We start from the raw sequence: 13,655 nt of genomic DNA, 5'->3' as shown, positions 1-13,655 counted from the left end.
CCTCAAAAACGCCGCCGAACTCCACAAGGCGGCCGTCGGCGGAGGGAGACGACGGCGTCCTCGTTGTGGAAGATGCCGACGACTTCGGTCCGCCGTATGATCTCGCCGCTGAGGCGTTCGATAGGATTGGTTGAGTGCAGCTTGGTGCGATGCTGCGGCGCGAACGTCATGTAGGCCAGCACATCGGTCTCGGCCTCGTCGAGGAAGGTCGCCGGCTTCGGCAGCTTGGGCCGGGACTTGATCGGAGACCTTCCGCCCATTGGCTTCGCGCGGCCTCCGCATCGTCCTCGGCGAAGGCGGCGGCGATGAAGCCGCAGACGACGCGGCGCCCGCTCTTGCCGGCATGAGCCAGCGCGTTGCGCATGAAGTGCACGCGGCAGCATTGCCGGCTGGCGTTGAGCACCTTGGCGACGGTGGTCTTGATGCCCTCGTGGGCATCGGAGACGACCAGCTTGACGCCGGGTAGCCCCCGGCGGGCTTGCGCAGGAAGGCCGTCCAGAACGTCTCGGCTTCGGAGGGGCCATTATCCATGCCGAGAACTTCGCGACGGCCGTCACTGTTGACGCCGACCGCGACGATCACCGCGACCGAGACGATGCGGCCATTCTGGCGCACCTTAACGTACGTGGCATCGATCCACAGATATGGCCAGTCGCCCTCGATCGGCCGGCGAGGAAGGCCTTCACCTTTGTCGTCGATCTCGCCGCACAGCCGGCTTACCTGGCGCTTGGAGATGCCCGTCATGCCCATCGCCTGCACCAGATCGTCCATCGAACGGGTCGAGACGCCCTGCACGTAGGCTTCCCGCACCACCGCCGTGAGCGCCTTCTCGGTCATGCGGCGCGGCTCCAGGAAGCCGGGAAGTAGGGAAGTAGGACACCTTATGCAGCTTGAGAATGCGCAGTGCGACCGCGCCGGGGCGGGTCTCCCAGATCCGGTCGCGGTAGCCGTTGTGCTGCGCCAGACGCTCGGGGACTCTTTTCGCCGTCGGCTGCCCCGGTCTGGCTTTCCATTTCCAACTCATCAGACGCTGAGCAGCAACTCCGATCATCTCGCGCACAGATCGGCATCAGGGGTCTTCTCCACGAGCGTGCGCAGGTTCATCATGTCGTCGGTCATCGGTGGTTCCTCGGTTGCGTCGGCGTGTCGCAACCCGATCTTACCGGAGAACTGCCGGTGACCATCGCAAAGCCGCCCGCCCGCTACGGCGCTATGTGAAGGCGCGCGTACAGGCGGCTTTGCTCTACCGAGCTACACCAACACCGGGGACGGACCAGCCTAGCGGCTCGGCTGAAGCCAAGTTGGCGAAGATCGCCCAGCATCGGAAGCGCTATTCGGCCCCTAAAACAGGCTTTATGGCTTATGAACCGGTTGGAGGCCGTACAGTCGCGACTATAAAAGCTAGTGAGTTCATGAAATTGAAAGGCGATTTTTGTTTTCCCGAAATCGTCGAAACTACCATAATTTATGCTCGGTTAAGCTGCGAAGATATTAGGCTTGTGCATTGTCTACGATTTAAAATAATGTGAATTATGGAAGATGGGATTGATATTGTGATACTTGGTGCGGGCATCAGCGGGCTTGTTTCTGCCTCTGTGCTCCTCAAGCAAGGTTATAAGAGCATCATTGTCGTCGACGAGTATGATCACGTCGGAGGTAATCACATCGATTGCAGCGTGGGCGAATACACATTCGACATCGGTAGTTTTATATTCCAAGACGATTCGCCGTTGTTGGTACATTTGCCCGAGATTTTGCCATTGTATGTACCGATCGAGCCGACCTGGGGGCGTTTAAATCCTCAGGGGGTCGTGACGCAATATCCTATCTCCATCAAGGATGATTTGATCGCAGCCGGACCAATCGAATGGGTTCGTGTTCTGCTTTCAGTTGCCTTTGCTCGCCTGTTTAGGCGTCGTCTCAGTAATGCAAAAGACTTTGCCCAGTTTTGGATAGGCGCCAGATTGCTTCATCGATCAGGCTTGGGGAGGTACATGGAGCGTTTTTACGGGCTTCCGCCGGAGCAGATTGATATCCGCTTCGCAGAGAAGCGGATGCTGTGGATCAAGGAGCATGCAATGATCCGCCGCTATATCCATCTCCCGCGCTGGACCAGGGGGAGCGATCCTCGTGGCCGTCCAAACAGGCAACTCGCCCGTCCTCGGGAGGGTTTTGCGCATCTGTACGATGCTGCAATACGACGGATGAAGCAAAGCGGGGTTCAATTTTTGCTTGGCACGAAATTGGAAGGCTTGTCGAAAGCGGATGGAAGGTTCGTTTTGCAGACTGCCGATCGGCAGATCCGCGCACAGCGAGTAGTGTCAACGATTCCGCTTGAACGTGCTCAGGAGCTCTGCGGGATTGCGTTGGATGTGAAGCTTAGGACGGTAACGTTGATTACTCTTTTTTTTAGTTTTTCAGGCCACCGAGGCTTTAAAAATTCGATTCTGTATAATTTCTCTCATAGCGGGGCCTGGAAGCGCCTAACTGTTTATTCCGACTTTTACGGTCCAGCGGCTGGTCGGGAGTTTTTTGCTGTCGAGGTCAACGCAGATCACGTTTCTAACTCTGCCGAAATTGGAGCAAAGGATTTTAGGCAGCACACGATGGAAAACGGATTGTTCAAGGGAGATTTACAGCTTGAAGGGAGTCACGTGGTCTCGAACGCTTATCCTATATACACCAATGGGGCGGATGAACGTGCGGCGGAAATCATTGCCGCGCTCCGCAACTTCGGCGTTCAATCGCTCGGCCGCCAAGGAGCCTTTGATTACCAGCCGACAGCTCGCGATACGACGCTCAAAGCAGAGGCTGCGCTTCGCGTGAGTTAGTCGAGACTGGCGTCGAGGTATTCGCCGCTTGATTTGTAGAGAAAAGACCCATTTATCGCCCGAAGATGGCGCTCGCGAACCCCCAGGCTGATCTTTCGCCAGTTTGGAGCCTATAAGCGAGCAACTTGTTGCTGCGCTTATTAGGCAACATTGTCGCGAGAAAATAGAACACGGCCATCGCAATTTTGCTTTTTGCCGGGATTGGAACATTATGAAGTTGTTTGAGTAAGCCCGGCAGTGCGGTCAGCCTTGGCCGTCTACCCGATGCTACTTCGAGATACAGTGTGCGATCACGAAAAAAGAATGTGTCTTGTGCGTTGACTAGTCCTCCGTCTGGGGCGAGGCGCTGCAAAATTCGGCGCAGATGATCCATTCTGTGGAGAAAGCGATCAAGTTCGCGTCTCAGAGAGCAGGGATCCGGCAGCCGCCCCAATCCGGAGTCGTTATGGCCATGAATTCGGTAGCGTCCCAACGCTTCTGATGTACTTACCACATCACCAAAAAATGGCGCTGCAAACAAGATCACTCCATCAACTGCGCGATCGTAGTCCACTTCTCGGAGCAATTCACAGACATCGCGGCGAAAGACATTGCCGGAAGTTGGTGGGGTCTTGTAAACGCCGGTTCTAAGGACCTGATGTGCCAAGTCATCACGACTACGAAACGTCTCGAGTGACGACTGCGTGCCGACAATGTCGTTGCCGTCTGCGTCAATCTGCGTAAGTGGAAATTGCAGCTTCGCGACCCCCGGATCGAGTTGACTAATGATCTTGCCGAGAGCTCCTGGTTTCAATTCGTCATCGGCATCGAGAAACAAAACGAAGGGCGCGCTACTCTGATCGAAGCCGTACAGACAGGCAGCGCGTTGACCGGAGTTCTCGATCTTAAACGCAGAAACGGAGGTTTGTCGAATGACATCCCACGATCCGTCGGTCGAGCCGTCGTCAACGACGATAACTTCACAGTCCGCTCGATTTTGGTCGAGAACACTTTGAATAGCGTGATGAACGAAGGTTTCATAATTGTAGCAGGTAACAATGATCGCCAAACGTGGGACTTCGTCGCGAAGAAGTGGACGAATCACGGTACTATCGGATCTATTTTGGGTCATGCCTGATTAGGGTTCGCTCGCATTTCAGACCTTCCCCTCACTTGGCGCGAAGCGTCTGCGTATATCTCAAGCGTGTCGCGCGCTACACGCGCAATCGTGAGATGATCGATGTTGTATTGGCTCTTATCCCTCCACTCTTGCAAGGCATGAGGCGACTGTAGGAGCGAACAGATTGCGCGAGCTAAAGCGTCAGGATCCCGCGTTGCAACGAGAATGCCGGCCTTCCCGTATTCTAGCAATTGTGGAATGCCATCGACTTTTGTTGCGATAACCGCGCAGCCTGCCTCGCGGGCTTCCGACAGAACGAGCGGTGCTGGGTCCGCATGCGAGGGCAGCACAAAGATATCTGCTCCCATCAGGAATGGAAAGGGTTCGTCTAGTGCGCCAAAGAATGTCACCGCGGTGGAGCAGTTTAAAGTGCTGACCAAATGAGCGTACTCAGCTCGATGCGGACCGTCCCCAACGACGTACAGTCGGGCAGCTTGATTCTGTCCGCTTACAATATCGAACGCCTTAAACAAGTCTGGAAGCCCTTTGCGCGGATGGAGTCCGCCTACAAACAAGATCGAGGGGCCATCCAGGCGCTGCGGACTGCGATCTTTCCCTTCGAAGCGCGCAGATCCGATAGTTCCGTTCAGGACGACCCTGAGCTTGGTCTTAGGAACTCCTCGTTTCTCCATGGATTGTTGAACTGCGTCGCTCACAGCAATGACTCGGGTGCCCAAACCCATCAAGATAGAGCTCTTCTGAAATTCATTATGTACGGTTGTGACAAGGGGAATGCGCGCAATTTTGCATATTGGCCACGCCAAAACTGCACTCGTCATCATGTGGGCATGGATAACGTCCGGGCGCCATTGGCGCTCGAGCTGACGAAGCGAGGTTAGCGCCCCGGGCAGCGCAGATGGCCTTCGATCATGGTTAAGGAATTTGCTTTCGACACCTTTGCTAGTCAGCAGCGCATCGAAGTCGCCGCCCCCGCTTGCAATTGCGACGCTATGTCCCAATTGAACCTGCGCACACGCCAAATCGACGGCTGCGTGCACGTGCCCATTGAGGCGCTTGGTATGATTGAGCAAATGCAAAATTCGCATAATGGGGGGCATCCTATTAGGCTTCCGAGATCATACGCTGCCGGACTAGTTTTCATAATGGAAAAATGCTGCCGGTTTCGACGACGCGGCGTTGATTTAGATTAATGGAAATAGAAGACAAAAAGTCCCGCAAAAGCGATTGGTAATGGTTTTGAGAAAGCTTGGCGGTCTGTCGGTCATCCACGATTCACGGCCCGGTCAAGTTCCAGTGCGGAATAGTTCCGACAACCTCTCGGCGGCGATGTGGCTTTGCGCTGTCGCATCAGTTTGGAAACGCCGTTGTGACCGTCGACGGAATCGGGTTTTGTCCAAATCTTCGCAGTACCCTAAGTAAGGGATCATCTACTAGCAGCCTGAAGACTTGCGCGATCGAAAGGGACAGTGCCAAGACGATCGCCGCCGCTGTAAACGTGTTTAAGTAGTGAACATAGACAGCAGCCCCTATCGTACAGATTATCGGCACGTGAACTAGATAAAGTGGAAATGAAATGTCGCCAAGCCAAACGGGTATCCTGCTCGAAAACAGCCGCTTCAAATGATGCGAAAAGGCGACAGCCGTTACAACTAGCGCGGCCGCGCACACAGAGATGACGCCATTCGGCGCGCCAAAGCCAGCGCGATCTATGATAGCCGCGGAAAATACGCGCTCACCGACACCCGGGTAGAGTCCCCCAAGTAGAAGACCTATTGCGAACCCAATTTCGACTGTTGCAGTGCCTGCTTTCGGTTCAAATTTAGATGCTCTGGCCTCGCAGATCAAAGCCCCAAGAGGAAACGCAATGTACGCTGGTTTAAAGGCCGCGAGCATCAGCGGGCAGACGAGGGCTCGGATCCGAAAACGAGTTGGGACGAAGCAATAAATCAGGTAAATCATAATTGAGCCGATAAGCTCAATCTTCATGGTCCAAAGAACATTGTTGAGGTCGGAGTGACCTCCGCGAAAGACGTCCACCGCGCCGAGAACGATTGCCGGAATAAACGATGGTGGATCAATGGTGGTGTATTCCAACCATCTGGCGTCAGATATGAACCGTAACTCAGCAAGGCTCGGTGAAAATACAACCAGGAGGGACCAAGCGAACACAAGAGATATTGTGGCTGGAATTGCCAGCCTCAATACACGCTTAGCCACGAGTTGAATGAAGCTAACTGTTTTTCGTCGACAAGAGAGTGCAAGGACATAACCGCTCAAGACGAAAAAAATCGCCACAGCAAAATGACCGTTCCAAAGAATGGCAATTGGTGTATCTGCAATCCAGCAAGACGAGAAGCCCTCGCGTGGTATAAGCGCTGGACAATATGCGGATAGAAAATGAAAGATGACAACAGAGAAAGCCGCGATGCCGCGCAGTCCGTCAAGACTTCTATCACGATTAATCGAGGTGCTTGTCATACAACAAATTCTCCTCAAATGTAGACGATTGACAATATTGCAGGCGACAGGACGGCGCGCAATTCGTTTTGGATCGACTAGTCGTTAAGGCAACGCTTGAGAATAGTTAAGACACAATTTGGGATGCTCTCATTGGTGCCGGCATCGCGAAATAAGCTCCGGTGGCGAGTGTCGCAGCAGCGAGAAAGTTTTCGGCTTAATTTAGCGTCCCGTTTCGCCTTAAGACTACGGGAAATCTCGCAACGCGTCTGAATGTCTCAACGATCGCCAGCGTGTCGTTGGTGGACCCATCATCTGAAACTATCAATTCCAGCGCAGGGTAGGTTTGAGCGGCCAAGCTCGCGAGCTGCTCGCCTAAAAAAGCGACTTCCGTTGTATGTAGCCATAACAATAGAAACGAGCTTCATAAAGTCGCCTTCACGTATCGGAAAACTGGGATTGCATTTCCATACTAGCCGGATCTCTTCGGCGACTTCCAAGTGCTAAGAGCGTTGGCGTATACGCGAACGTTCTAATGGAGGCACCCAGTGTCAAATCGACAGAGGTCACCTTCTGATGTACCGAAATAGCAGAACAACGCAGGTTATGACAAGGCAAGGCGTGCCAATTGTGCCAAGCCCTCGCCCTCGAAGATGAGGTGCTCGCCGCTGGCTCTCCGCGATGGTCCCGAGTTTCAGACCCACCTGTGAACGCCCTCTGCGAAGCAGGCGGAAGTTTAAGTAATTGATTATAATCCGTTTTTGGAAGACGTACACCGCGGATCAATTCATAATCCGTTTAGTAGGAACCTAAGGCAAGCCTTTAAGATTGCTTAAGAAATGCCCGTTATCGATGCCTCAGCAGCAAGGACAATTGTATGTCAGCCTGGAGCATCTTAACGATTGGATGGGTAGGATCGAATGCCCTTTTATTCGGAGCGCTCCTAACCCGGCGCTCTAGCCCGAGTTTTCGGGCGACGCTTTTCTGGTGGGTTTTGCGCGAACGTCGGCCCGTTCGCGATCGCACCCGAACATTTCGTACATAAACTTATGTGCCGGCAGGGCTGTAGCTTTCGGCCCTATCTTACTCCGACCTCCTAAAGCAAACTCGTCAAGCTCGAGCTGCGCGCTGCTTTAGTTTCGAGACAATTTTGAGGTATTCGCGTGGAATGGGTTCTTTTGATTTCCCTTGAATGGATAGTGTTGGGTAGCCCAGGCGTGCCAACGACGACGCTCGTGGCACCATTTGAGTCAGAAGAGCTATGCAAAAAAGCTGCCGTTGCAATAAGAACAGAAATGGATGCTTCAGTCCCTGGTCAAAGGGCCCAAGTTTTTAGCAGAGTCGTTTGCATACAGAGAAAAGAAAAATAGCGACTAATAGATATGCCTAAAAATCTTATGACTTTGCGCCCCGGAGCATTGAGGAAGAGTTAAAAGTCATAAAAGCACAGAGACAGGCTGCGTCTAAAGACGAAAAGATCCACTTTGGGGGAGCGCATCACGCCGTCTTCGATCTTCGGCCACCGGATGCTTACGGCTGCCCTAGCGGCTCCTTATGATCTCTAACTGGTTGTAGCGGGCCGCGGAGTCGCACGGCTCGAGGCCTCAGTCCTCGAAGATGAGGAGAGCGACGCGGTCGATAGGGAGCAGCAGCGGGAGTGGTGGCCGTCCTCCCGTGCTAAAGCGAGATCGGTAAGTAGCCGCGGGGGTGTTTCGTCGAGCGGCTTTGGCAAAGCCGGAAAATATGAGGAGGTCTACCTGCGACTACGAACTGTCGCTGGCGCTCGCGCCTCGATCCCTGGACTTTGCTATGCTCGACGTCGACATTCGAGCTTTGACGGCAGCACACCAAATGAATCCTATTCAACGAGCCGCCAATCCGCACAGCGGCCTAACAGCGGCAGACACTCCACTGGGACCAGCTCACATATTCGGCGTTATATGAATAAGCCTTATTTGGTCATTCTGAGGATCATTGGTCTTATCAACGAAATTATAATCTCATCCCGCGTAAGTAGAAAAGCAAAAAGCAAAGATAGGATAGCCGCAGACCAACCAAGAGCAGAAAGTAAGCCCGGTGCGGCAGCTTCGGCGACCAAAAATGCAATCAAAAGCGCTGCACCAGGGGCGACCAAGTGTTTTAGGTCGCCGGCATAAAAGTCGGCAAAGTAAAACATGAGACAGCCATCCACCGTAACTCTCAGGCACCAAGCGAGTGCTGCGCCGGCAACACCGAATATCTCAATAGACAACAATAGTACCAAAATATATGGCACAACCTCCGCAGCATGGAGTTTTGCTATGATTGCGGGCTTGTTTTGCCCCTGCAGGAGGGTGTATGGCACAAACGCCAATCCGTTTACCCAGGTTCCTACCAGCAATAGCTCAGCAACAACGTGCGAGCTTTGGGCGAAGTCATTTCCGATCCACATTCTAAGTCCAGCGTTGGCGAGCAGGATTGCCGGGACACAAATGAGTGTCATCGTCGCACTTAAGATTATTAGTGCTTTGTGGCTAAGGTCACGCGCCTCTGTTGCCTTTGAATTTGCCAAGCGAGGGAACAGGGCTCGCATGAGGGCTGCTGGCAAAATAAACAACTTTGAGGCCATGCTGGACGGGACGGAATAATTAGCCACTGCAGCAGCATTTAGTTGGAGGCCGATCAAAAGCTGATCCGCGCCAACAAGAATTGGATTTATTCCGTTTGAAATGGTGATCCACCCGCCGTAGCGAAGGAGCTCCTTAACGTACGTGCGATTGATCCGCGGATTTCCGGAGGTGAATGCCCAACCTAGGCAATCACAAGCCATCCAAGCAACGGCTAATGTACGCGCCGCTACCGCGCCAGCCACTGCATATTCAAGATTCGATCCAAGCACATAAACGAAAGCAAGCGGCAAGCACTGTAGAAGAATCGCGCCGACAACCTGTTGCAAGTTGAGTTGAAAGAAACGCTCCCGCGCCTCCAAGCACCCAACCAAAACTCCATTCAGGAGAGCTATTGGAAAAAAACCTGTAATCCATGGTAGAGCTCGGAGCATCTCAGAATGTAGCTCCCCAGCGAGGTCAGTACTCATATTTAGGATTGGAATGGCAATAACGTAAAACACAGCAGCGACAGATAGTCCAAGTCCAGCGTTCAACAGCACCGAACTGAAAAAGAGCGTAGCTTGACTTTGCGGATCGCTATTTCGAAGAGTCGAGAGCCGATGCGCAGTTGCCCGCGATAATCCAAAATCAAAGAGGCCGAAATACCCAAATATCAGCCAAAGGACTGACAGTACCCCATAGCGCGACTCACCTATTTCTCGAAGGTAGGGTGGGATTGTAAGAATTGCGACAACAGCCGGTATGATCGCTCCAGCTAAGTTGTAGAACGCGTTATTTTTAGCGCTGGTTGACGACATTCATCTTCCTCTTCGGACGGCGCGCTCTCCATACTCCGACAAGAAGGTCCTTCACCGAAAGCTGCCAGCCAAGTCCTCCTTTTTCAAAACGCAAATAACCACCCTCCAAAACTAAGCGAGTCCAGCCAAAAGTGCGCCTTGAAAGTCCCGCCGCTGCATAAAATTCGACTCTCATGTGTTCATATCTCGAAATACGTCTCCAATATTGAGCCGCGCGCATTGCGGCTTGCCGTACTATTGGTCTGCTAGTCGATTTACTTAGATCTTCTAAAAGCCTACCCCGATGATGGGCGATTGAGCTCCTTGCAAGCTTCGGATGCGCAGCGACGCCGGCGGCTGACCACCATGCGCGAAGCCACGACGCTCGTACATGTGGAGTTTGGTTTGACGGATGCTGTCGATAAGCAATCAAAGGGCGGCTATCTACAACCACTCGTCCCAAACTTGTCGCCAGAAAGTACACCCATAGATCGTGAGAAAGCGCCCCCTCGAATTCGAAAGTGTGTGCTCCTCGGTAGCAAGAATCGATCAGTTCAAGAAGCTGGCGAGGAAAAACCATGGAGCAGCCGTAGAATACGGCCCAGGGACCCAGCTGGAGCGGCTCGAGGGTTGCGCTTTTGCATATTCCTTGAGAAAAGTAACCAATCTCGGATCCCGTTGCATCGATAAGGGTTGCTGCGTGAACAAATAAATCGGCTTTCGATTGCATGAGAGCTTCAACTGCGATTGCGAGTTTTTCCGGTCGCCATTTGTCGTCTTGGTCGCAGAACGCTAAGAACTCGCCAGTTGCAAGCTTTGTTGCACTAAGAAAGTTCTCGGCATATCCCAGACGCGCGTTGTTACGGCGAACGACGACGGGAAACTTAGCGGTTCGCCGGAACTCATCAACGATCTCCATCGTATTATCGGTTGAGCCGTCGTCCGATATGATCAGTTCCAAGTTTGGGTAAATCTGGTCAGCTAAGCTTGAAAGCTGTTCGCCCAGAAACTTTCCTCCATTGTAGGTGGTCATAACTATCGAAACGGTTTGCATTAAGCTACCTACCAGATAATTCTGCTGAAGTTCCCGACTTCGTTGCAGCGAAGTGCTGCCATCAATCAAAGGTCATCGCTCAATATCCCACCCCACTAGACTGGAAGGGCGCAATCGGTTTCTCGCTACTGCCTGAATGAGTCCATTTCTCTTTGGCTACCAGAAGCTATTGCAAGGTGCCTACGCGCCCCATCTGCAAGGGTCCGCACGGTCTGCCGGTCTGCGATGAAGGTCCAGCTTGGCCGAGCACACTATTTGTCGTACATGGTCAGGAGCCGAAGCGCCATCCTGTGACATGGCTGAATCTCCCGCTTTGGAGGGCTTTCACGGCCGAGAAGCTACTCTCCCTGTCCGAGGGGCGCCGATGGTGCCCCCTTGGTAAATGCAAAAAACTGGTCGCGGTGCGCGCTAATAGCGGGCTAATGCCGTCCTATTTGATGACATTTTGAGTTCGGCCTTCTGCCCCTTTTTCTAAAATGCATGAGGGAGCCAGGCAGAGTGGTCGCTCCCGTCCGGTGCGCGAGTCTTTGCAGACTGTTTCAGCGCGGGGACGCAGCCACTCCAATCCAGCAGCATTGCTTTCGGTTGTGTAGATTTTAGATAGGTGGACATTGCATCTTTTCAAAGTGGTCAGCGTCGCATCAATGGATGTTGGTCCAAGTGGTGAGGATGTTAATGCGCTAGTTTGATAATTGCTATTCTTAGACTGGAGAAGGCCGGATGGTCAGTTTCGCAAAGCATGGTTTATCGATGGCTGCCTATGGCGCCTACAAGGCAGCAGAGAATGAGGCGCTTCGACGTTTGCTTTTCAATTCGATTCGTCTAAGCCGTATAGAGACAGAACGGTTTCGCGCCATTGCGCAAAGTGTCGAGTGCGATGTGTCTGCGCTCGACCAGATGTGGGTGGCCGTTCGCGCAAAACCCATCGAAAAAGCTTGGCCCGAAAACCTGGTCTCGAGTTGCGCGTCCATAGCGGAGAGCGTTCGATCCAATCCAACCAACGGCTACGATGCTGCAGGCTGACATCCGAATATCCGTGCTGCCAGTACCGCGATGAGGATTAATCGTTAAGTAAACCTCAAGCTTGCATATGGACCAACACGATTTTACCGTACGCGTCCGGTGATGGCCCCTGGTTGGGCGCTCTTGAGCGGATGGGTAGCCGCGCTTACGCGCGTGAGAGATATTCTGAGGTCGCCAATTCCAAGGCATGAGTTCTTGGATGCGCTTGGCAGGGTGATCCGGCAGGCGCGCCAGCACTTTACCATGCCAAGCCTGTGGGTCGATGTCATCGAGCTTGGCGGTGGTGATGAGGCTGTAGACGGCAGCCGCACGCCGACCGCCCTCATCGGACCCGGCAGCATCAAGCCGGTTATCGTCGCCAATGAATGCGACCAATCCCACGCACTTGACGAGCTGAACGGCTGGGTTTTCGGGGAATGACCGACGGAACTACTTTTTACAAACCTTAAGAGAGCGGACGTGCTCCCCTACGGAGCAATAGTACGCTTGAACGGAGTTGCTTCGCTATATCTCCACCGAGCCCAATCATCGGCCGTTCGGCAAAGCGGAAAACCATGGCCGCCACGAAGACGACGAAACATGAAAGGATAGGCAAAATTCCGAACAACATAGGAGTTGGTATAAGCGCAACTAGCTTGCTTCCATCGGTGAATAGAACGCTGAGAATGATTCCATGCAGCAGATAGATTCCAAAGGAGCACTCGCCTAATACCTGGGCGGCAGGTGACGACAACAGCCCAAAGAATGTATTGCCGCTCACGACGCAGATGAAGAAGAAGGCGTACAACGACAGTGCGGGCACTCCATACGGAAAGCTCCAAGCGTTGGCTGCGACGACCATTCCTATTGCGGCCAAAAGCCCGGCTGAATTGCTTTTGAGTAGCCTAGTCGGGGCCGACTCCTGAATCTCAAACGCGATCATCCCGATCGCGAACAGGGGCAGGAATTGAGCGATCGCTAAATCCGCCCAGCGCAGCGCGAGCCCCACTACGAGGAATAGTATAGGAACAGCTAAACTTGGAACTTTCCCGCGCAAATAGTCCGCGGCCAAAGCACATGACGGCAGCAAGGCCAAGTAGAAGACCCACTCGAACCATAGCGACCACAATACATAAGCATTTATGCGACCCGTGTCTCTATAACCGAAAAGGTCTGGCTCTCCCCAAGAGGTGACCCACTTCGCAAATCGTAACGCATCGCTCAGCGCGATATTCGGAACTGGAGATCGCAGCAGGACGACTACTGACACCATCATTACCGATAACATAACGAGCGGCATGATCCTAAACAGCCGTTTAAGGTAGACAGCGGACCATGGGGTCGATCGAAAGCCCAATTGGACGATCGGATAGAACAGACATCCTGTGACCATAAAGAACAGAGCCACAGCCGCCGACCCTAGACTATTGAAAAGGTTCACCGTCGGTGGCGACCATCCGCCTCCCAAACGCGTCAATTGCACCCAAATTATGAAGTGGTGAATCAGCACGGACAGAGCAAGATAGCCGCGCAGACCGTCGATACAGCCGATCCGCTTTCCCGCGTGCGGCCGAAAGCCCACCCGGTAAATCAGACGAGCCGCACCCACGCCGGCGACATAAGTTATAAGTATTGCCGTTAAAACCGCAGCAAGAGGATAGCGAATTTCCATTTCCAAAAGAGACCCCAAAAAGCGAAGCTTAGCGTAAGCGCTCGGCGCCGCCTAGTACTGCAATAGCCTATACTGGTTCTATTCAGTGATGTAGGCCGCGACGTGGTTCACGTGGAAGACGCAACAGAAATGTG

Annotated in this window: 8 protein-coding genes and 3 pseudogenes; 3 read left to right on the top strand and 8 right to left on the bottom strand. The window is 53.2% G+C overall.

From position 1 onward, the window contains the following. Positions 1-50: 50 nt before the first annotated feature. Positions 51-1,119 (bottom strand): annotated as a pseudogene (locus tag IVB48_RS05850) (IS256 family transposase); the annotation flags it as partial. A gap of 413 nt (positions 1,120-1,532) precedes the next feature. Here IVB48_RS05850 and IVB48_RS05845 point away from each other — a divergent pair. Then, positions 1,533-2,831, top strand: coding sequence for an NAD(P)-binding protein (locus IVB48_RS05845; protein ID WP_247398333.1), 1,299 nt, complete (start codon positions 1,533-1,535; stop codon positions 2,829-2,831). A gap of 52 nt (positions 2,832-2,883) precedes the next feature. Here IVB48_RS05845 and IVB48_RS05840 read toward each other — a convergent pair whose 3' ends face one another. The 3 genes from IVB48_RS05840 to IVB48_RS05830 all read right to left on the bottom strand — a co-directional run bounded on the left by IVB48_RS05840 (position 2,884) and on the right by IVB48_RS05830 (position 6,429). Continuing rightward, on the bottom strand, positions 2,884-3,915 hold the full coding sequence (locus tag IVB48_RS05840) for a glycosyltransferase (RefSeq protein WP_247398330.1): 1,032 nt from the start codon (positions 3,913-3,915) through the stop codon (positions 2,884-2,886). 23 nt (positions 3,916-3,938) lie between these two features. After that, positions 3,939-5,036 (bottom strand): glycosyltransferase family 4 protein, encoded by a 1,098-nt coding sequence (locus tag IVB48_RS05835; RefSeq protein ID WP_247398326.1) that lies wholly within the window; start codon positions 5,034-5,036, stop codon positions 3,939-3,941. Between the two features lie 262 nt (positions 5,037-5,298). Beyond that, positions 5,299-6,429: an acyltransferase gene (locus tag IVB48_RS05830; protein ID WP_247398323.1), complete on the bottom strand. Its 1,131-nt coding sequence runs from the start codon at positions 6,427-6,429 to the stop codon at positions 5,299-5,301. A 1,690-nt stretch (positions 6,430-8,119) separates the two neighbouring features. On the opposite strand from IVB48_RS05830, the pseudogene IVB48_RS05820 reads away from it, so the two are divergent. After that, positions 8,120-8,270, top strand: a pseudogene (locus tag IVB48_RS05820) (IS3 family transposase); the annotation flags it as partial. A gap of 89 nt (positions 8,271-8,359) precedes the next feature. Here IVB48_RS05820 and IVB48_RS05815 read toward each other — a convergent pair. Together IVB48_RS05815 and IVB48_RS05810 are read right to left on the bottom strand one after the other, a co-directional pair. Beyond that, positions 8,360-9,814 (bottom strand): flippase, encoded by a 1,455-nt coding sequence (locus IVB48_RS05815; protein WP_247398320.1) that lies wholly within the window; start codon positions 9,812-9,814, stop codon positions 8,360-8,362. Then, positions 9,795-10,847 (bottom strand): glycosyltransferase family 2 protein, encoded by a 1,053-nt coding sequence (locus IVB48_RS05810; RefSeq protein WP_256468869.1) that lies wholly within the window; start codon positions 10,845-10,847, stop codon positions 9,795-9,797. Before IVB48_RS05810 ends, IVB48_RS05815 begins: the two co-directional genes overlap by 20 nt. A gap of 720 nt (positions 10,848-11,567) precedes the next feature. Between IVB48_RS05810 and IVB48_RS05805 the strand changes: the two genes are divergently transcribed. Further along, entirely contained in the window at positions 11,568-11,870 is a 303-nt protein-coding gene (locus IVB48_RS05805; protein ID WP_247398604.1) for a hypothetical protein, read from the top strand. A gap of 171 nt (positions 11,871-12,041) precedes the next feature. Here the strand turns inward: IVB48_RS05805 and IVB48_RS05800 are convergent. Beyond that, a pseudogene (locus IVB48_RS05800) lies at positions 12,042-12,203 on the bottom strand (transposase domain-containing protein); the annotation flags it as partial. A 112-nt stretch (positions 12,204-12,315) separates the two neighbouring features. Further along, positions 12,316-13,521, bottom strand: a complete 1,206-nt coding sequence (locus IVB48_RS05795; protein WP_247398586.1) for an acyltransferase — start codon at positions 13,519-13,521, stop codon at positions 12,316-12,318. Positions 13,522-13,655 lie beyond the last annotated feature (134 nt).

Origin of the sequence: Bradyrhizobium sp. 76 (genome assembly GCF_023073025.1) — a bacterium.
GTDB lineage: Bacteria > Pseudomonadota > Alphaproteobacteria > Rhizobiales > Xanthobacteraceae > Bradyrhizobium.
The sequence above is the reverse complement of the archived record's forward strand: the minus strand, read 5'-3'. Positions and strand labels throughout refer to the sequence as shown.

Coding starts and splice junctions, on each gene's coding strand:
- IVB48_RS05845 (WP_247398333.1), top strand. CDS start 1,533: ATGGAAGATGGGATTGATATTGTGATACTTGGTGCGGGCATCAGCGGG.
- IVB48_RS05835 (WP_247398326.1), bottom strand. CDS start 5,036: ATGCGAATTTTGCATTTGCTCAATCATACCAAGCGCCTCAATGGGCAC.
- IVB48_RS05830 (WP_247398323.1), bottom strand. CDS start 6,429: ATGACAAGCACCTCGATTAATCGTGATAGAAGTCTTGACGGACTGCGC.
- IVB48_RS05815 (WP_247398320.1), bottom strand. CDS start 9,814: ATGTCGTCAACCAGCGCTAAAAATAACGCGTTCTACAACTTAGCTGGA.
- IVB48_RS05810 (WP_256468869.1), bottom strand. CDS start 10,847: ATGCAAACCGTTTCGATAGTTATGACCACCTACAATGGAGGAAAGTTT.
- IVB48_RS05805 (WP_247398604.1), top strand. CDS start 11,568: ATGGTCAGTTTCGCAAAGCATGGTTTATCGATGGCTGCCTATGGCGCC.
- IVB48_RS05795 (WP_247398586.1), bottom strand. CDS start 13,521: ATGGAAATTCGCTATCCTCTTGCTGCGGTTTTAACGGCAATACTTATA.